Source organism: Streptomyces sp. NPDC054956 (assembly GCF_053609185.1).
In genome coordinates, this window is record NZ_JBSGXB010000157.1 from 1 (window position 1) to 17,227 (window position 17,227).

General features: G+C 72.2%; 17 protein-coding genes and 2 pseudogenes. 5 read left to right on the forward strand and 14 right to left on the reverse strand.

What is annotated here, in order from left to right:
• Nucleotides 1–64 precede the first annotated feature (64 nt).
• Nucleotides 65–544 (reverse strand): hypothetical protein, encoded by a 480-nt coding sequence (locus ACWGDE_RS23160; RefSeq protein ID WP_453390911.1) that lies wholly within the window; start codon nucleotides 542–544, stop codon nucleotides 65–67.
• 218 nt (nucleotides 545–762) lie between these two features.
• Here ACWGDE_RS23160 and ACWGDE_RS23165 point away from each other — a divergent pair, with 218 nt between their 5' ends.
• On the forward strand, nucleotides 763–1,923 hold the full coding sequence (locus tag ACWGDE_RS23165; protein WP_453390912.1) for a lipase family protein: 1,161 nt from the start codon (nucleotides 763–765) through the stop codon (nucleotides 1,921–1,923).
• A gap of 48 nt (nucleotides 1,924–1,971) precedes the next feature.
• On the opposite strand, the gene ACWGDE_RS23170 is transcribed toward ACWGDE_RS23165, so the two are convergent.
• The 5 genes and pseudogenes from ACWGDE_RS23170 to ACWGDE_RS23190 all read right to left on the reverse strand — a co-directional run bounded on the left by ACWGDE_RS23170 (nucleotide 1,972) and on the right by ACWGDE_RS23190 (nucleotide 7,859).
• The gene (locus tag ACWGDE_RS23170) at nucleotides 1,972–3,462 is read right to left on the reverse strand and encodes an alpha/beta hydrolase (protein ID WP_453390925.1); all 1,491 of its coding nucleotides are present in this window, start codon (nucleotides 3,460–3,462) and stop codon (nucleotides 1,972–1,974) included.
• Nucleotides 3,463–3,776: 314 nt separating this feature from the next.
• A complete protein-coding gene (locus ACWGDE_RS23175) occupies nucleotides 3,777–4,091 on the reverse strand; it encodes a tetratricopeptide repeat protein (RefSeq protein WP_453390926.1) in 315 nt (104 codons plus the stop codon).
• Nucleotides 4,083–4,310: pseudogene (locus ACWGDE_RS23180) on the reverse strand (tetratricopeptide repeat protein); the annotation flags it as partial. The gene ACWGDE_RS23175 and the pseudogene ACWGDE_RS23180, both read right to left, overlap by 9 nt.
• 22 nt (nucleotides 4,311–4,332) lie before the next feature.
• A pseudogene (locus ACWGDE_RS23185) lies at nucleotides 4,333–4,647 on the reverse strand (tetratricopeptide repeat protein); the annotation flags it as partial.
• 1,352 nt (nucleotides 4,648–5,999) lie between these two features.
• Nucleotides 6,000–7,859, reverse strand: coding sequence for an AMP-dependent synthetase/ligase (locus tag ACWGDE_RS23190; RefSeq protein WP_453390927.1), 1,860 nt, complete (start codon nucleotides 7,857–7,859; stop codon nucleotides 6,000–6,002).
• 183 nt (nucleotides 7,860–8,042) lie between these two features.
• Here ACWGDE_RS23190 and ACWGDE_RS23195 point away from each other — a divergent pair, with 183 nt between their 5' ends.
• Nucleotides 8,043–8,648: a DinB family protein gene (locus ACWGDE_RS23195; protein ID WP_453390913.1), complete on the forward strand. Its 606-nt coding sequence runs from the start codon at nucleotides 8,043–8,045 to the stop codon at nucleotides 8,646–8,648.
• Nucleotides 8,649–8,669: 21 nt separating this feature from the next.
• Here ACWGDE_RS23195 and ACWGDE_RS23200 read toward each other — a convergent pair whose 3' ends face one another.
• Both ACWGDE_RS23200 and ACWGDE_RS23205 read right to left on the reverse strand, forming a co-directional pair.
• A complete protein-coding gene (locus tag ACWGDE_RS23200; protein ID WP_453390914.1) occupies nucleotides 8,670–9,476 on the reverse strand; it encodes a helix-turn-helix domain-containing protein in 807 nt (268 codons plus the stop codon).
• Nucleotides 9,477–9,853: 377 nt separating this feature from the next.
• Nucleotides 9,854–10,225 carry an ATP-binding protein gene (locus ACWGDE_RS23205; RefSeq protein ID WP_453390915.1) on the reverse strand — a complete coding sequence of 124 codons (372 nt, stop codon included), beginning with the start codon at nucleotides 10,223–10,225 and terminating at the stop codon, nucleotides 9,854–9,856.
• A gap of 157 nt (nucleotides 10,226–10,382) precedes the next feature.
• Here ACWGDE_RS23205 and ACWGDE_RS23210 point away from each other — a divergent pair, with 157 nt between their 5' ends.
• On the forward strand, nucleotides 10,383–11,240 hold the full coding sequence (locus ACWGDE_RS23210) for a helix-turn-helix domain-containing protein (RefSeq protein ID WP_453390916.1): 858 nt from the start codon (nucleotides 10,383–10,385) through the stop codon (nucleotides 11,238–11,240).
• Entirely contained in the window at nucleotides 11,237–11,479 is a 243-nt protein-coding gene (locus ACWGDE_RS23215) for a DUF397 domain-containing protein (protein WP_453390917.1), read from the forward strand. The genes ACWGDE_RS23210 and ACWGDE_RS23215 overlap by 4 nt, the downstream gene beginning before the upstream one ends.
• Before the next feature lie 18 nt (nucleotides 11,480–11,497).
• On the opposite strand, the gene ACWGDE_RS23220 is transcribed toward ACWGDE_RS23215, so the two are convergent.
• Nucleotides 11,498–11,884 carry a DoxX family protein gene (locus ACWGDE_RS23220; protein WP_453390918.1) on the reverse strand — a complete coding sequence of 129 codons (387 nt, stop codon included), beginning with the start codon at nucleotides 11,882–11,884 and terminating at the stop codon, nucleotides 11,498–11,500.
• A gap of 43 nt (nucleotides 11,885–11,927) precedes the next feature.
• Nucleotides 11,928–12,398 (reverse strand): carboxymuconolactone decarboxylase family protein, encoded by a 471-nt coding sequence (locus tag ACWGDE_RS23225; protein ID WP_453390919.1) that lies wholly within the window; start codon nucleotides 12,396–12,398, stop codon nucleotides 11,928–11,930.
• Nucleotides 12,399–12,571: 173 nt separating this feature from the next.
• On the opposite strand from ACWGDE_RS23225, the gene sigJ reads away from it, so the two are divergent.
• Nucleotides 12,572–13,555 carry an RNA polymerase sigma factor SigJ gene (gene sigJ / locus ACWGDE_RS23230; protein WP_453390920.1) on the forward strand — a complete coding sequence of 328 codons (984 nt, stop codon included), beginning with the start codon at nucleotides 12,572–12,574 and terminating at the stop codon, nucleotides 13,553–13,555.
• Between the two features lie 43 nt (nucleotides 13,556–13,598).
• On the opposite strand, the gene ACWGDE_RS23235 is transcribed toward sigJ, so the two are convergent.
• The 4 genes from ACWGDE_RS23235 to ACWGDE_RS23250 all read right to left on the reverse strand — a co-directional run bounded on the left by ACWGDE_RS23235 (nucleotide 13,599) and on the right by ACWGDE_RS23250 (nucleotide 17,109).
• The gene (locus tag ACWGDE_RS23235; protein ID WP_453390921.1) at nucleotides 13,599–14,216 is read right to left on the reverse strand and encodes a GNAT family N-acetyltransferase; all 618 of its coding nucleotides are present in this window, start codon (nucleotides 14,214–14,216) and stop codon (nucleotides 13,599–13,601) included.
• Between the two features lie 121 nt (nucleotides 14,217–14,337).
• Nucleotides 14,338–15,696 carry a dicarboxylate/amino acid:cation symporter gene (locus ACWGDE_RS23240; protein ID WP_453390922.1) on the reverse strand — a complete coding sequence of 453 codons (1,359 nt, stop codon included), beginning with the start codon at nucleotides 15,694–15,696 and terminating at the stop codon, nucleotides 14,338–14,340.
• Between the two features lie 456 nt (nucleotides 15,697–16,152).
• Nucleotides 16,153–16,464, reverse strand: a complete 312-nt coding sequence (locus ACWGDE_RS23245; RefSeq protein WP_453390923.1) for a DUF4229 domain-containing protein — start codon at nucleotides 16,462–16,464, stop codon at nucleotides 16,153–16,155.
• 120 nt (nucleotides 16,465–16,584) lie between these two features.
• Nucleotides 16,585–17,109: an N-acetyltransferase family protein gene (locus ACWGDE_RS23250; RefSeq protein ID WP_453390924.1), complete on the reverse strand. Its 525-nt coding sequence runs from the start codon at nucleotides 17,107–17,109 to the stop codon at nucleotides 16,585–16,587.
• Between the last annotated feature and the right edge of the window lie 118 nt (nucleotides 17,110–17,227).

Genomic DNA, 17,227 nt, shown 5'->3' on the forward strand with positions numbered 1-17,227 from the left:
GTCCACTGGCACGCCCCGCACCCGGACCCCGGGCGCGGGGCGCCGTCGTCTCACCCGCGCTGGTTCAGGCCCGGCGTCCGCGCTGCGGAAGTGCCGCCGCCAGTACGGAGAGCAGGACTCCGAGGACGCCCAGGGCGGCCACGCCCAGGGCCGCGAGGTGGACGATGGTCAGCCACAGCTCCGGCTTGCCGTAGGCCCGGTCGCCCAGCGCGCGCGCCTCGCCCTTGTAGGCCAGCTTGCCCGAGCCGTCGCGGCCGATGTCGTCCGCGTACGAGTACAGCGTGCCCTTGTGCGCCTTCCCGTCGGCCGTCCACGCGGTGCCCTCGCACTTGCCGGTGGAGCGGCCCGAGTTGATCGTCTCCATGCCGCAGCGGCTCGGGAGCTGGACGGTGACCGGTTCGGCGAAGGCGTAGGCCGCGCCCCAGCCCGTCGGCTGCTGTGAGGCCATGCCGACGAAGAAGAACGCGGCGAGTCCGATGCCCGCGACCACCAGGCACGCACTCGCCCGGCTCTTGAACTTCTGACCCCGTGTCGCAGCGACCACAACTCCCCCAAATGGTGTGTCCATGCCAAATAGGGGTTTCACCTGGCCGGTTTCCGCCCCCCTGTGTCGCGCGTTTGTACCGCACCCACGACTGCGCCGACAAGGCGGATGAGGTCCCGGGTCAGGAAAGGTGAGCTGTGCGGTCAGCGACGTTCCTACCGGTCGGTCACTACGGTCTCCTCACCTACCCCCACCGGACCCATTGGGAGAGCCGCCCCATGCGCATCCGAAGCTCAGCCCTCGCCGCCGTGGCCGCCCTGGCCCTCTCGGCCGCGATCCCCGCCACCACCGCCCGCGCCGACGCGGAAACCGGCCAGGCCGCCCGCCCGGGCGACATCGTGAGCAGCGCGCCGTCCGCGTTCCACCCGCTCCCCGGCCAGCCCACCAACACCAAGGCCTGGAAGATCCACTACAACTCCACCACCGCCGACGGCGCCCCCAACGTCGTCTCCGGCACCGTCATCGTCCCGCAGGACGGCCGCACCGGCCCGCGCCCGCTCGTCACGTACGCCGTCGGCACCGTCGGCATGGGCGACTCCTGCGCGCCGAGCAACAACCTCCCGTACGGCACCGCCATGGAGGCCAACCTCATCCAGCAGCTCACCCTGCGCGGCTGGGCCGTCGTCGTCACCGACTACGAGGGCCTCGGCACCCCCGGCGTGCACACCTACACCGTCGGCCCCTCCGCCGGCCACGCCGTGCTCGACGCGGCCCGCGCCGCCACCCGCCTGCCCGAGGCCGGGCTGTCCGCGAACACCCCGGTCGGCATCATGGGGTACTCCCAGGGCGGCCAGGCCAGCAGCTGGGCCGCCGAGCTGCAGGGCTCGTACGCACCGGAGTTGCAGGTCAAGGGCACCGCGACGGGCGGCGTTCCGGCCGACCTGCTGAAGGTGGCCGACTTCAACAACGGCTCCTACGGCTCCGGCCTCATCTTCATGGCCGCCGCCGGCCAGGACGCGGCCTTCCCCGAGCTGAACCTCGACTCCTACCTCAACCCGCTGGGCAAGGCCCTGGTGGCCGGCATGAAGGAGAACTGCGTCGCCATCGACTCCATCGCCGGCTCCTTCAAGCGGATCTCCGACCTCACGACCCGCAACCCGCTCGCGCAGCCGGACTGGCAGGCCCGCCTGAACCAGAGCAAGCTCGGGCGCACCGCCCCGGCCGCGCCGGTGTACCAGTACCACGCGCTCGGCGACGAGCTCATCCCGTACGCCGTCGGCAGCCGGCTGCGCTCCGACTGGTGCGCGCGGAACGCGAACGTCGAGTTCGACACCATCTGGATCGGCGAGCACGTCAGCGGGGTGATCACCCAGTCCCTGGCGGCCGGGAACTGGCTCGCGGACCGCTTCGCGGGACGCTCCACGCACCCCAACTGCTAGTCGGCAGCTGCCAGTCGGTCACGGATCGCCGCCCCGCCGGGAGTCAGCTCACTCCCCGGCGGGGCAGGACCGCGTCCCGGACGGGAGCCGGCCGTCGATCAGGAAGTGGTCCACGTAGCCCCGCACGCAGCGGGAGGACATGTATCCGGTGTGGCCGTCGCCCTTGTAGTCCACGACCACGGTGTTGCCGAGCCGCTCCGCCGTCTCCTCCGTCCACTCGTACGGGGTCGCCGGATCGCCGCGGGTCCCGATGAGCAGGATGCGCGGGATGCCCGCCGGGCGGTCGATCTTCCGGATGAAATCGGTGCCGGCGGGGCGCCCGTAGCAGGACAGGACCGTCATCAGCTGGCGCGGCCCGAAGACCGGCGAGGCGGCGAGGAACTCCGGTTCGAGCGCCCGCAGCTCGCGCTCGACGGCCTTCGGGGTGGCCTTGGCGTCACCGCGGTCGGGGTCGTCGGCGCAGTTGACGGCGATGAGCGCGGCCAGCGCGTTGTCGGCGGGCACCTGGCCGCCACCCTCGGCCTCCTCTCCCCCGCCCCCGCCCCCGCCCCCGTCGCCGTCGCCGTCGTCCGGCGGCGGGGGCGGTTCGGTCGGGCCGCCGAGCTGCATCAGCCCGACCGGGTCGCCCTCGCGCTCGACGAGCGCCAGCGCGTCCGCGAGCGCGGGCCACATCTTCGGCGAGTACAGGGCGGTACCGACGGCCTCCGCCACGTCCTGCCCGGTGAAGGACTGCCCGTCGCCGCCGGTGAGCGGCTCGCGGTCGAGGCGTGCCACGAGGTCGCGGACCTTCTCCTTGGCGGTGCGGGTGTTCGTTCCGTAGAAGCAGTCCTCGCGGTGGGCGCACCAGGTCAGGAAGTTGTCCAGGGCCCGCTGCTGGCCCGCCGCCGAGCGCAGGGCCTGCTCGGCGAGCGGCTCGCTGAGGGTGTCGACCCCGTCGAGGGCCATGCGGCCGGTGCGCTGCGGGAACAGGGCCGCGTACACGGCGCCGAGGCGGGTCCCGTAGGAGAAGCCGAAGAAGTTCAGCTTCTTCTCGCCGAGCGCCCGGCGCAGCCGGTCCATGTCGCGGGCCACGCTGACGGTACCGATGTACGGGAGCACGGGCCCGGAGGCCTGCGCGCAGCGCTCGGCCATGGCGCGCAGGGCGCCGAGCTGATCGGCCGCGTCGGCGGCGCCGGACTCCCGGGCCGGCCCGGGCCCGCCGTCCGCGGACCCGCGCGGCCCCGTGCCACCCTCTCCCGTACCGATCCCGATGTCCGCCCCGTCCCCGCAGCTGACGGGCTCGCTGCGGCCCACGCCGCGCGGGTCGAAGGCGATGAGGTCGTAGCGCTTGTTGAGCTCCGCGAACGTGCCCGGATCCTCGGCGAGGCCGGATACCCCGGGGGCGCCGGGCCCGCCGAAGTTCAGCACCAGCGGTCCGAGGCGCTTGGCGGCGGGCCCGGTGGCGGGCAGCTCGGCGAGGGCCAGCTCGACGGTGCCCTTGGCCGGGGCCCCGTGGTCGAGCGGCACGGCGAGGCTCCCGCAGCGCATCCCGGCGGGCACGGACCTCCCGGGGCACGCGCCCCACCGGATGCCCGCGGCGGAGGGCGTCGGGCTCGGCGCCGCCGCGAGGGAGGCGGCGGCGGGTGCCCGGCCCGGCGCTGCCGCGAGAAAGCCGGCGGCGAGCACGGTGCCGACGGCCCCGACGACTATCCGAGTACGGGTACGAGTACGGGTACGAGTCCGGGTACGGGCACAGGTACGGGATCGGTGCACTGCACCCTCCTCGGGCGACCCCCCGAACCAGTCAGCCCACCATAAACGCGCCCCGCCCACCCCGCTCCCCGGCCGGGCGGCGGGCCGGACCCACCGGGCCCCTAACCCGCGCGATGTCCCGAGAACACGAGGACCTTCCGGGTCAGCGGATGGTCCGGCCCGAGGATGCGGACGTGCTCGTCCAGCGTTTCGCGCCATACGGGCATCGCCGCGGCGGAGCCCTCGGCGCGTTCCGCCAGGCGCGCCACCTGGCGGCGGGCGTGGAGGGTGTGGAGGTGGTCGGGCCCCAGCACCCGCTTCCTGTCGTCGAGGAGCTTGCGCGCCCGCCCCAGGGCGTCCTCGTACGATCCCAGGGCCGCGAGCCAGGCGACTTCCCTCCCGCGGGCGTAGAGGGTGTCGGCGTGATCCGCGCCCAGCGCGAAGGTGCGCCGCCTGACGAGTTCCTCGGTGAGGTCGAAGGCCTCGGCGTACCTGCCGGACTTCCCCGTCCACATCGCGATGCGGGCTTCGACGTCCAGGGTGTCGATGTGGTCGGGCCCCAGCTCCCTGCGGAACCTCTCCAGCAGGGCGCGGCACTGCTCGGCGGCCTCGGCCGGACGCCCGAGCCTTCCGACGGCGTTCGCCATGTGCAGGCGGGTGTCGAGTGTCGGGGTGGTCCGCCCCGAGGTGCGCTTCGCGCAGGGGCAGCAGTTCGCGCATCAAGGCGAGGGCTTCGGCCGGACGCCCCTGTTTCAGGGTCATGTACGCGAGCTTGGCGTGGGCGTCCAGGGTGTCCCCGTGCTCCCTCCCCAGGGACCTCGTACGGGATTCCCGGATCGACCGCAGCTCGGTCACCGCCTGGTCGATGTGGCCGGTCTTCCCCAGGATCACCGCTTTGGCCACGTCCGCCGCCGGCAGTCCGGCCCCCGCCGCCAGCGCGAAGGCCCTTTCCGCCCGGTCGTGACGGGAGTCGAGCAGCGCCCTCATGCCCATGTCGAGCGCGTCGCGGGGTCGCGCCCGCGTCAGGATCAGGTCCCAGGACTCGTCCGGAATCACTTCGAGGTTGAGGGTGTCCAGGAAGTAGTCGAAGGCCCGCAGTCCGGTGGCCGGTTCGCCGACCCAGCATGCTGGCCCCGGTGTGCCCCAGCGGCCGCAGCGTCCACGCGAGCGCGGCCTCCGGCTCTTCCGGCCGCAGCTGGGGTCCTCCTCGGTCCCTCAGGTAGATCTCGTGCAGCCGCGTCAGGAGGGACACGGGTACGGCTTCGTGCATGCCGGCGCGGCGCACGTCCACGGCGGCCAGGACGAGCGCCGCCCCGCGCGGATGGGCCCCCGGGGACCAGGCGTTCTTCCAGGCTTCGAGGAGTTCCGGTCCGGCGGCCAGGACCTCGGCCACGCCGAACGCGTCCGAGGCGCTCAGCGCCCGGCTGATGCGGCGGTCGTTCCGGTAGAGCCGGGCCCTTTCGCGTTCGGCGGGCGACCACTGGCGTGGGATCCGGATCTTCTTCGCCTGGCGGACCACGTCACGGCCGTCGCGCCAGACCTCGTAGTCGGCGCTGTCGATGACCGCTTCGGCGTGGTCGCCGAACCGGTCGTACTCGGGGGTCCGGATGGTGGCGACGATCGTCGATCCGCTGGCCAGCATGCGGCTCAGGGCGGAGGACGTCAGCCCTCCGGGGCCCAGGAACCGCTCCAGGTCGTCGAGCCAGATCAGGTACCGCCTGCGGATGTTCAGTGCGCCGATCAGGCTCGAAATGCCGTCCCGGTTCCGCGGGCTGAGCAGGAAGTGGTCCGGTGTCAGCAGCCGCGCCGCCTCGAAGGCGGACCGCGTCTTCCCGGCCGTGGACTCTCCCACGAGGAGCACGAACCCGCCGCTGCGGACCGCCGCGTGCAGGTCCGCCTCGATGTCGCGGGGGACGTACGGAGGGGTGCTCCAGTGCCTTTCCGCATGGTCCCCGTCCTCGTGCTGGTACGGGTGGATCCCGACGAGCACGGGATCCCGGACCTCCCGCACGCGGGGCAGACGGCCGCGGGCGTCCTTGGCCAGGAGGCCGGTCGCGGCGCGCTCCCGCTCGTGGCGCCTGTCGTTCAGCGCGGATTCGTTCCTGGCCGCGGCGCCACCGCACAGGGCGAGGAACGCGGCGCCCACCAGCCCGGCCTGCGCGGGCGGCAGCCACCATCCCGCGACGAGCCCGGCCGCGCCGCCCAGGACCGCGAACACCGCGAACTTGACCCACAGGCCGCACCGGAACCAAAGGTTGCGCACGCTCGCAGACCCCCCCTGCGTTCCACGACTTCGTGGCCCATGCCTACCTCCGGCCGGTGGTCGTTACACCCCGGCCGTCCCCTCACGCCCGCCGGTACAGGGCCTCGATCTCCCGCTCGTAGTCCCGGGCGATGACCCCGCGCCTCAGCTTCAGCGAGGGCGTCAGGTGGCCGCGCGCCTCCGTGAAGTCCCCGGGGAGCACCGTGAACCGCCGGATCGATTCCGCCCTCGACACCAGCCGGTTCGCCTCGTCCACCGCCCGCTGGAGGTCCGCGCGCAGTTCCTCGTCCGTGACCAGCTCCCCGATCGGCACCTGCTGCTTCTTGCGCATCTGCCGCCAGTGCTGGAGCCCCTCCGGTTCCAGGGTGATCAGCGCGGTCACGTACGGCCGGTTGTCGCCGACGACCATGCACTGGCCGACCAGCGGGTGGGCCCGGAGCCAGTCCTCCAGCGGGGCGGGGGCGACGTTCTTGCCGCCCGAGGTGATGATCAGGTCCTTCTTCCGGCCGGTGATGGTCAGGTAGCCGTCCGCGTCGAGCTCCCCGATGTCCCCCGTGGCCAGCCACTGGTCCCCGCCCGCCGGCGGGCCGTTCCAGTACCCGGCGAACACGTGCGGCCCGCGCAGGAGCACCTCCCCGTCGTCCGCGATCCGTACCGCCGTCCCGGGCAGCGGCCAGCCCACCGTCCCGAGCCTCGGCCGCAGCGGCGGGCTGAGGGTCGCGGCCGCCGTCGTCTCCGTGAGCCCGTACCCCTCGAAGACCTCGATGCCGGCGCCCGTGTAGAAGGCGGCGAGGCGCCGCCCGAGCGGGGAGCCGCCGCTGAGGATGTACCGCACGCGCCCGCCCAGCGCCGCCCGGATCCGCCGGTACACCAGCGGGTCGTACAGGGCCCGCGCCGCCCGCAGTCCCAGGCCCGGGGTCTTGCCCTCGACGACCTCGCCGAAGGCCCGCGCGATCTTGGCGGCCCGGTCGAAGGAGGAGGCGCGCCCCATCTTCTCGGCCGTCGCCCGCGCGGTGTTGTAGACCTTCTCCAGGACGTACGGGATCGCCAGCAGGAAGGTCGGCCTGAAGCCGGCCAGGTCCGCGAGGAGGTCCTCGCTCTTGATGCTCGGCGCGTGCCCCAGCTTCACCCGCGCCCGCAGGCAGCCGACGGCCACCATCCGTCCGAAGACGTGCGACAGCGGCAGGAAGAGCAGGGTGGAGGCGGGGTCCTTGCTGACCGATTTGAAGACGGGGTGCAGCAGCTCCACCGCGTTGTCGACCTCGGCGAAGAAGTTGGCGTGGGTCAGCACGCACCCCTTGGGCTGCCCGGTCGTCCCGGAGGTGTAGATCAGCGTCGCGACCGACTCGGGCGAGCACCCGGCCAGCCGGTCGCGCACCACCTCGTCGGGCACCTGCCGCCCGGCCTTGACCAGCCGGGCCACCGCCCCGGTGTCGAACTCCCACAGGTGCCTCAGCCAGGGCAGGTTGGCCCGTTCCGCGCTGATGATCCGGGCCTGCGCCGTGTCCTCGACCGCGCACGCCACCGATCCGGAGTCCTGGATGATCCAGCGCGCCTGGATCGCGGAGGAGGTCGGGTAGATCGGTACGGTGACCAGCCCGGCCGCCCAGCCCGCGAAGTCCAGCAGCGTCCACTCGTACGTGGTCCTCGCCATGATGGCCAGCCGGTCGCCCGGCCGCAGCCCCTCGGCGATCAGCCCCTTCGCGACGGCGAGGACCTCGGCGGCGAACTCGGCCGCCGTGACGTCCCTCCAGATCCCGTCGCGGTCCTTGCGGGCGAGCACGGCCTCGTGGGGGGCCTCACGGGCGTTGTCGAAGGGGATGTCCCCGAGGGAGCCCCGCTGCGGGGCCGCCACGAGCGCGGGCACCCACACCTCGCGCACCCGCCCGTCGATCACCGTCTTCCCGGGCTCGACCGGCTTGACGGGCCTGACGGCCCTCACCAGGCTCGATTCAGCTGTCACGGCGTGCCCTCCTCGGTTGGACGGAGTGTTACCGCCGGTAATCTACTTAGCGGTAACCACGCCTGAACACCCCTGTGCCCCGTTTTTCACCGATGCTCCACGCGACCCCCGCTCGTCCTCGAAATCCTTGGACAGGGATCGAAGGGTCGGCAGACTGGCCATATGACCGGAACCGACCCCAAGGCCGACCTGCACTTCTATCTGCAGTCCGCCCGCGACGCCCTGTTGTGGAAGCTCGAAGGGCTCTCGGAGTACGACGCCCGCCGCCCCCACACCCCGACCGGCACCAACCTCCTGGGCATGGTCAAGCACGCGGCCGGCGTGGAGCTGGGCTACCTCGGCGACACCTTCGGCCGGCCCTCCGGCGAGCACACGCCCTGGCACGAGGAGGGCGCCGAGCCCAACGCGGACATGTGGGCCACCGCCGAGGAGTCGCGCCAGCACATCGTGGACCTGTACCGCCGGGCGTGGGCGCACTCGGACGCGACGATCGCCGCACTGCCACTGGACACGGTCGGCACCGTGCCGTGGTGGCCGAAGGACGACAACGAGGTGACCCTGCACCACGCCGTGGTCCGCGTGATCGCCGACACCCACCGGCACGCCGGCCACGCCGACATCATCCGCGAACTCATCGACGGCGCCGTGGGGATGGAAAAGGGCAACTCCAGCCTCCCGCCGGGCCATCCGTCCTGGTGGGAGGAGTACCGCGACCGCCTGGAGCGGATCGCCCACGAGGCCGACAAGCAGGCCGACCACGAGGCGTAGCCCCACGGCACCCGGGCGGCCTCAGGCCGCCGCGGCGGCCTCCTCGGGCGGGCAGTCGCCGCAGCGCCCTCCCGGGTACGGGGCTCTGAAGGCGCGCTCGCAGCCGTTGCAGTTCTGGAGCGGGTCCGGCCGCCGCTGATCCCGTACCGGTGCGGTGACGGCGCGGAGCGGCGGCAGGGCCGGTGGGATCAGCGCGGTGATCCGGTACGCGAGCACGCCCGCCGCGCTGCGCAGGGGCTCGGGGAGGTCGGCCGCCAGGGCCCGCCCGACGGCCTCGGGCTCGACCCCGCGCTCCAGCCAGGCCTCCACCCCGGGCGCGAGCCGCGCCACGTCCCGCTCGGACAGCAGCAGCCGGGGGTCGTACCGCCTCAGCCCGGCGAGCACCGCACGGGCCTCGGGGTACGAAGCCCCCGGCGCGGGAACCGCCTCCCGTACGGGCTCCACCGCGGGCCCGGCCTCCCGTACGGGCTCGGCCTCGGGCGGCGGTACGGGCTCCGACTCCGACTCCGGCTCCGGTACGGGCTCCCGGTCCGGCGGCGGTGGGTCCGACGGCGGAGGCGGCCCGCCGGGACCGGCGGAACCCGGCTTGTTGTACGAGTACGTCCGCGTCACCACGCGCCCGGTGCCCAGCCGCTCGCGCCGCCGCTCCAGGTAGCCGTGCCGCTCCAACTCCCGCAGGGCGGAACCGAGCCGGATCTCCCCCTCCGGGAACCGCCCGGCGAGCGCCTTCACGCCGACGGGGGCGCCGTCGGGCAGCGACTGGATGTATGCACCGACGCCGATCGCCGTCGCCGACAACTCGCGGTGCTGGAGAAGGTGGTTGCCCACCACGGTGTAGTGACTGGTGTGCCACGTGTTGACGTGGATGACACCGGATCGGGGGGTCCCGGGGCCAACTCCGGGCGAGGCGCACGAGGGCGCGCTAGGCTGCTCAAGAGCCATTGGGAAGGTAGTGCTTCCTGTTTGGTCAGGCCCTCGTCCGGGATGCCAGTCCCGCCGGGGGCCGTCTCATGTCTGCTGCTGTTGTCGGGGCGAGCATATGCCAGCCAACCGGTCTGAAATCCAGCCCAGTTGGCAGTTTTCACCCGACCGAGCGACGAGCCGCCGGACGCGGGCCGGTGGGGTTGGGTCGGTTGGTTTTTCCACCGGTTTCTTTGGTCTTTATGCGTCCAAGCGCGCCGGTCCGCGGAGCCCCGCGACCCGGCTCAGAAGTCGACCTCCGCCCACACCACCTTGCACGGAGCCGGCCCTTCCCTGACGCCCCAACGGTCCGCGAGCTCCTCGACCAGGACGAGCCCCCGCCCCGCGTCGCGGATCTCCGCGATCCGGTCACCCCGCGTGTCCGTCACCTCGATCAGCAGCGTGCCGGGCGTGACGGTGAGGGCCAGCCTGAAGTCCCGCCCGGGGACCCGCCCGTGGATCACCGCGTTGGCCGCGAGCTCGGCGATGATCTGCGCGGGCACCTCCAAGGGAAGACCCCACGAGCGGAGTTGCTCGACGGCGAGCATCCGCCCGAGGCGGGCCCCGCGCGGGGTGGCGGACAGTTGGACATGGAAGTCGACGAGTTGAGGAATCACGTCACTCAGCGTGGCGATCCGTGCGTACCGTGAGAAGCCGCACCGCTCCTACGTCCCGCGTTTGTCCGGTGCTTGTCCGGCCGTGTCCGGGCTGTCCGGACCGGCATGGCGGGTACGCGGGGCGCTGAGGACATCGGCTCGTCGGAGGTGGGCGCGCGTGAGCGTGGACAGTGACGGTACGGAAGAGCCCGGCTGGGACGTGGACCCGGAGGACGAACAGGGCGCGGCGGTGGTGGCCGCGCTGGGCCGCCAGCTCAAGGCCTGGCGCGAGGCCGCCGGGTTGCGGCCGGCGGAGTTCGGGGCGGCGATCCAGTACGGGGAGGACCAAGTCCGCAAGGTCGAGGCGGGCAAGCGCATCCCGCGCCCCGAGTACTTGGACAAGGCGGACGAGGTACTGAACGCGGGCGGCAAGATCGCCGCGATGAAGGCGGACCTGGAACAGGTCCGCTACCCGAAGAAGATCCGCGTCTTGGCAAAGATGGAAGCCTCGGCCGTTGAGATCGGCACGTACAACAATCACAACATCCATGGCCTGCTACAGACGGAGGAGTACGCGTCAGCCCTCTTCCGTATGAGGAGGCCCGCATACCCCCAGGACGAGCTGGACCGAATCCTGGCCGCTCGGATGGCCCGGCGATCGATCTTCGATCGATCGCCCGCTCCCACATTGAGTTTCGTGCAGGAGGAGGTGACCCTTCGTCGGCGGATCGGAGGCACAATGGTCCTGCGTCGACAGCTTGAACACCTGCTGGGGGTGTGCCAGTTGCAGAGCGTCGAGTTCCAGGTGATGCCAACCGATCGTGAAGACCACGCCGGGATGGGCGGCCTGATCGAGCTCCTGAGGTTCGAAGACGGCTCAGGAGTGGGGCGTTCCGAAGGCGCTTTCCACGGTCGCCCGGTCTCCGACCCAAGGCAGCTCCGAATCCTTGAACTGCGCTATGGCATCATCCGAGCTCAGGCGCTCACGCCCCATGAATCGCGGGCCTTCATCGAGGAACTGCTGGGAGAAACATGATCCACCACGCCGAGTTGGACTGGTTCAAGAGCAGCTACAGCAGCAGCAGCGAGGGCGATGACTGCGTCGAGGTCGCCTGGTTCAAGAGCAGCTACAGCAGCAGCAGCGACGGCAACGACTGCGTAGAGGTCTCGGCCACTCCCACTGCCGTCCTGGTCCGGGACTCCAAGGACATCCAGCGCCCCCACCTCACAGTCGGCTCGCACGCCTGGGCCGGCTTCGTCGCGCACGCGGCATAACCCACGCCCCGGCACCGGTCAGCCGATGAAGGACTCGGGGCCGAAGCGGCCCCAGGCCACGAAGGCGGCGAGGAGGACGTAGACCAGGTCCACCACCACGTACGTGGTCTCGTGCCGCCGGATACGGGTGACGGTCGCCCCCAGCATGAGCAGCACCAGGCCGAGGGCGGCCACCGGCACCATCACCGGTGCGATGTCGAGTACGGCGGGCAGGATCAGGCCCACCGCGGCCAGGACCTCGACCGCCCCGATGGCCTTCACGCCGCCCGCGCTGAAGTCCTCGGTCCACCTGGCACTGGCTCCGCTGGCGGCCATCTTCTCCTTCGGCGTGATCACCTTGAAGGCGCCCCCGAGCAGGTAGGCGGCGGCGAGCACTCCGGTGACGATCCACAGGGCGAGGTCCATCGGGTTCTCCTTGCGGGGGTGGCGGGCGGCGTTCGGGCGGGTGTCAGTGCTGGCCGGGGACGTAGCCGCCCGCGGGCTGGCGGATGATGACGTTTCCGCGGTTGAAGGCGTTGATGAGGGCAATCTGGGTCACCAGGGCGGCGAGCTGGTCCTCGTCGTAGTGCTTGGCCGCGTTCGCCCAGACCTCGTCGCTGACGCCGCCGGCCGCGTCCGCGATCCGGGTGGCCTCCTCGGTGAGTTCCAGCGCGGCGCGTTCGGCGTCCGTGAACACCGTGGCCTCGCGCCAGGCGACGACCAGGGCGAGGCGGACGGCGGTCTCACCAGCCGCGGCCGCGTCCTTGGTGTGCATGTCGATGCACCCGACGCAGCCGTTGATCTGGCTGGCGCGGAGCATCACCAGCTCGCGCGTCGCGGCCGGCAGGGTCGACTCGTCGAGCACCTTGCTCGCCGCGATGACGTGCTTCCACGCCTTGACGGCGACCGGGCTGGCGAAGAGGTTCAGGCGGGCTTCCATCGTGGACTCCTTTGTCGTCGTGCGCTGTTGCCCCTCTAAGACAGGGCACCCCGGCTCCCTGTGACAGCGACGGATGTGACCCGCGTCTCAGGCCCTCCCCCTGCGTGATCAACAAGCCGGACGCCCCGGATACCCTGCGCGGTACGCGAATCGGATCGTCGGGGGAGGGTTCCGTGCCGGGATCAACGGATGCGGCGGAAACGGCGGATGCGACGGAAGCGGCGGGCTATCGGCCGCTGCTGTTCTCCATCGCCTACGGGATGACCGGATCGGTGGGCGACGCCGAGGACCTCGTACAGGACGCCTTCCTCGGCCTGACCCGGGCCCAGCGGGCGGGGACGGAGATCGCCGCCCCGAAGGCGTACCTGACCACCTCGGTGACGCGCCTCGGCATCAACCACCTGAGTTCGGCGCGCGTGCGGCGGGAGACCTACGTGGGGGAATGGCTGCCCGAACCGGTCGTCGTGACCACCGACCGGCCGGGGCCGGCCGAACACGCCGAGCTGGCCGACTCGTTGTCGATGGCCTTCCTCGTCCTGCTGGAGGCCCTCTCCCCCGTGGAACGGGCGGTGTTCATGCTGCGCGAGGTGTTCGGGTACGACTACGCGGACGTCGCCCGGACCACCGGCAAGTCCGAGGCGAACTGCCGGCAGATCTTCGCCCGCGCCAGGAAGCGCATCGCCGCCGGCGGGCAGACGGCCGACAGCGCGCCGCCGCCCCCGCAGCGCAGGGCGGAGGGCGAGCAGCTCGCCCGTACGTTCTTCGAGGCCGCGGCGGGCGGGGAGATGGACACGCTGCTCGGCATGCTCGCGCCCGACGTGGTCTACCACGGGGACGGCGGTGGCAAGGCGCGGGCGGTCGCGAGGTCGGTGGCCGAGGCGCGCCGCGTCTCGCAGCTGCTCATCGGCGGACTCCGACGCCTGCGCACGCTCGGCGCCGCCCTGCGGCCGGCCTGGATCAACGGCCGGCCGGGCGCCGTCGTCGTCGACGCCGAAGGCCTCGTGGCCAGCGTGATCGAGCTCGACATCGTCGACGGCGTGATCCGGTCGATCCACACCGTGTCCAACCCCGACAAGCTCGGCCACATCGGCCCGGTGTCCGACATCGCCCGCCTGCCGGAGGCCGCCGCCAGGCCGAAGCCGCCGAAGCCGCTGTAGCCGGGCGAGGACCGCATCCCGTGCGGCGCGGTCCCCGCCGGGGCTACGGCGTGCGTCCCGGCGCCCGCCCCGCCCCGATCGCCGAACCGCGCCGACCGGCCGCCGCCAGGTCGAGCAGCATCACCTCGCGGGGACCGGTGTCGGCACCCAGCGGCCGGGCCTCGCCGATGCTGCGGTAACCCCACGCCCGGTAGGCGGCCGAGGCCGCCCCGGCCGCCTGGTTGACGTTGAGCATGACCCGCTCGGCCGCGATGCCGTCGAGCAGCGCCGTGTGCAGGCGCCGCGCGACGCCCTGGCCGCGCCAGGGCCCTCGTACGGCCAGTTCCATGAAGCCGAAGGTGCGGTGGCCGTCCTCGCGGCGCGTCTCCGCCGGTACGGGCTCGATGAGTTCGTCCCACCACACCGTGTCCGGCGGGAGCAGGAACCCGTAGGCCATGCCGACCGGCTCGCCGGCCTCCGTATGGGCCAGGGCGGCGCGGAAGCCGTGCTTGCGGGCCTGCACCGGGAAGCGCTGGAAGGCGGCTTCGACGTCCTCCTCGGTCTCGCCGTAGGGCGGTTCGGCGAAGGCTTCGGCGTAGATGCGCCGGAACTCCTCCCCGGCCCGCACCGCGGCCACCCCGTCCATGCGCTCGATGCCGATCGGCTCGTGCTGCCGTGTCATGCGGTTCCCCCTCGAACGATCGTTCCCGGCCGCGCCCGAAGCATCGTAGGCACGGGACGGGCACGCGGCGCAGCCCCCCGCCCGGACGGGGGCGAGGGGCTGCGGGTGCGCGGGTTGTGGATCAGGCCGAGACGAGGGCCTTCTCCGGGGCGTCGGCCGCGTCGGCCGCCTGGGCCGGGGCCTCGGCCGGGGCCGGCTCGTCGAGCGGGGAGCCGGAGGCGGTCGCGTAGGCCACCTTGTCCAGGATTCCCTCGCGGGCCGCGACGATGACCGGCACCAGCGCCTGCCCGGCCACGTTCGTGGCGGTGCGCATCATGTCCAGGATCGGGTCGATCGCCATCAGCAGGCCCACGCCCTCCAGCGGGAGGCCCAGCGTGGAGAGGGTCAGGGTCAGCATGACCGTGGCGCCCGTCAGGCCCGCCGTGGCGGCCGAGCCGACGACCGAGACGAAGGCGATCAGCAGGTAGTCGGTGACGCCGAGGTCCACCCCGAAGATCTGCGCGATGAAGATCGCGGCGAGCGCCGGGTAGATGGCGGCGCAGCCGTCCATCTTGGTCGTGGCGCCGAACGGGACGGCGAAGGAGGCGTACTCCTTCGGAACGCCGAGGCGCTCGGTGACCTTCTGGGTGACCGGCATGGTGCCGACCGAGGAGCGGGAGACGAAGGCCAGCTGGATGGCCGGCCAGGCGCCCTTGAAGAACTGGAGCGGGTTGACCTTGGCCACGGTCCAGAGCAGCAGCGGGTAGACGCCGAACATCACGAGCGCGGAGCCGACGTACACGTCGACGGTGAAGGTCGCGTACTTGCCGAGCAGGTCCCAGCCGTACGTGGCGATCGCGGTGCCGATCAGGCCGACGGTGCCGAGCGGGGCGAGGCGGATGACCCACCACAGGGCCTTCTGGAGCAGCTCCAGCACGGACTCGGCGAGGTTCAGGACCGGCTGCGCCTTGCTGCCGAGCTGGAGGGCGGCGATACCGGCGACGGCGGCGAGGAAGACGATCTGCAGGACGTTCAGCTCGGTGAACGGCGTGATGATGTCCTTCGGCACGATGCCGGTCAGGAAGTCCAGCCAGGACCCGTGGCGCTTGGGCAGCTTGCCGTCCTGCGGGGTGAGGCCGGTGCCGGCGCCCGGGTTGGTGAGCAGGCCGATGCCGAGGCCGATGGCCACCGCGATCAGCGACGTGATCATGAACCAGAGCAGCGTGCGCGAGGCGAGCCGCGCGGCGTTGTTCACCTTCCGCAGGTTGGTGATCGAGACCAGGATGGCGAAGAAGACGAGCGGAGCGACGGCCAGCTTCAGCAGCTGGACGAAGATGTCGCCTATCTGCTCGAGGGTGGTGCCGAGCCAGCTGATCTCCTGGCTGCGGGAGACCCAGCCGAGCAGCACGCCGAGCACGAGGCCGGTGACTATCTGGGCCCAGAAGGGGAACTTGAACGAGGCCCGCTGCTCGGTGGCAGGGGTCTGGGGTGACGCGGACACGGACACTCTCCGGGTGGATCTGCGGTTCTGCGGTGGGGTGGTGGTGCGGTGCGGCAGCACCCGGAATCGAAGGCCGGGCGGGCGGGACCGCTGCTGCGCCAGGGCTGGGCGCGGAGCTCCGAACTCGTGGGCGGGAAGCCGGAAGTCGGAGGTCGCGGAGTCAGCGACAGCAGCAACAGGCCGCGGACACGCGGCGGCAGAGGTCGACGTGCAGGCGCGCCACGAGCGGGACGCTCGTGATCGTTCTGTGCGCGGCTGTGGTCAACATGTTGAACACGCTAACACTTTCCCTTTGGGAATCCCAAAGGGTCCCTTTGAGTCGACGAACCCCCGGAAACGCCGAAAGCCCCGGCATTACGGGCGGTTGACCCGATGCTGGGGCTTTTCGGTGTGTGACGAAGGCAACGGGAGCCGGCCGCGAGCGGCCCGCTCCTACCGACCCACCGGCCCGGCGACCTACTGGCCGGCGCGCGCGGCGTCGTCGACGCCGTCCTCCTGGCTGCGGTTCGCGGCGAGCTTCTCCTTCGCGCCCGCGACGCGCCCGGAGATGGCCGCGGACATCTCGTCGCGCTGCTTGCGCAGCAGGACGAAGGAGAGCGGGGCCGAGAGCACGAGGGCGAGCAGCACGACCCAGATGAAGTTGGCGTCACCGATACCGGCGGGCACCCACCGCAGCCGGACCAGCCCGGCGACGAGGACGAGGCACCCGACGAAGATCCCCAGACGCATCGCGGTGTATCGGATCGTCGCGCTCGGCTTGAGGGACACGGTGACCCCTGCTCTCTTCTCGTCCGTTCGCCGCTCGTACGTCGGCTCGTGCCCGTCCAGTGAAGCACGTCCACCCCGGGCTCCGGCCCCTCGGGGTCGTGGGCGCGGCAGCCGCGCAGGTCAGTGCAGCGGCAGCAGGAGGGTGATGTCGTCGCGGTCGTCGCCCGGGGCCACGCGGATGGCGGCGGGGACGCGGCCGACCTCCTTGTAGCCGCAGGCCGCGTAGAAGTGCTCCAGGCCCAGGCCGCCGCGGCAGCTCAGGCGGATGGCCTCGATGCCCGCGATCGTGCGGGCCCCGTCGGCCACCGCCTCCATCAGCGCGCGGCCCGCGCCCCGGCCCTGGAGGGCGGGGTCGACCATCACGGTGTAGACCCAGACCCAGTGCGCCTGGAGCCGGTGCGCATTGCGGGCGATGACGGCGAAGGCGGCGACGCGCCCTGCGGCGTCGCGTCCGACGACCAGGCTGCTGCGCCCTTCGGCCACTGCGGCGAAGTGCTTGGCCACCTCGGGGCGGACGTCGTCCATCGTGATCGGTCCGGCGAACCCGATGGCGCCGCCGGCGTTGGACGCCTCGACCCAGAGGGCGGCGATCCCTTCGGCCAGGGTGTGGTCGGCGACCGGATCAAAGGTATAGGTAAGGGTCATGGGCTGAGATTAGCCATTACCGACCGGCTCGGCAACGCCCTTTCTCCCGACGGGCGCGGGCACCGGTCGCCCGGCGCCGACCGGTGCCGGCCGCGCCGTGCCCGCACGCCCCGACATG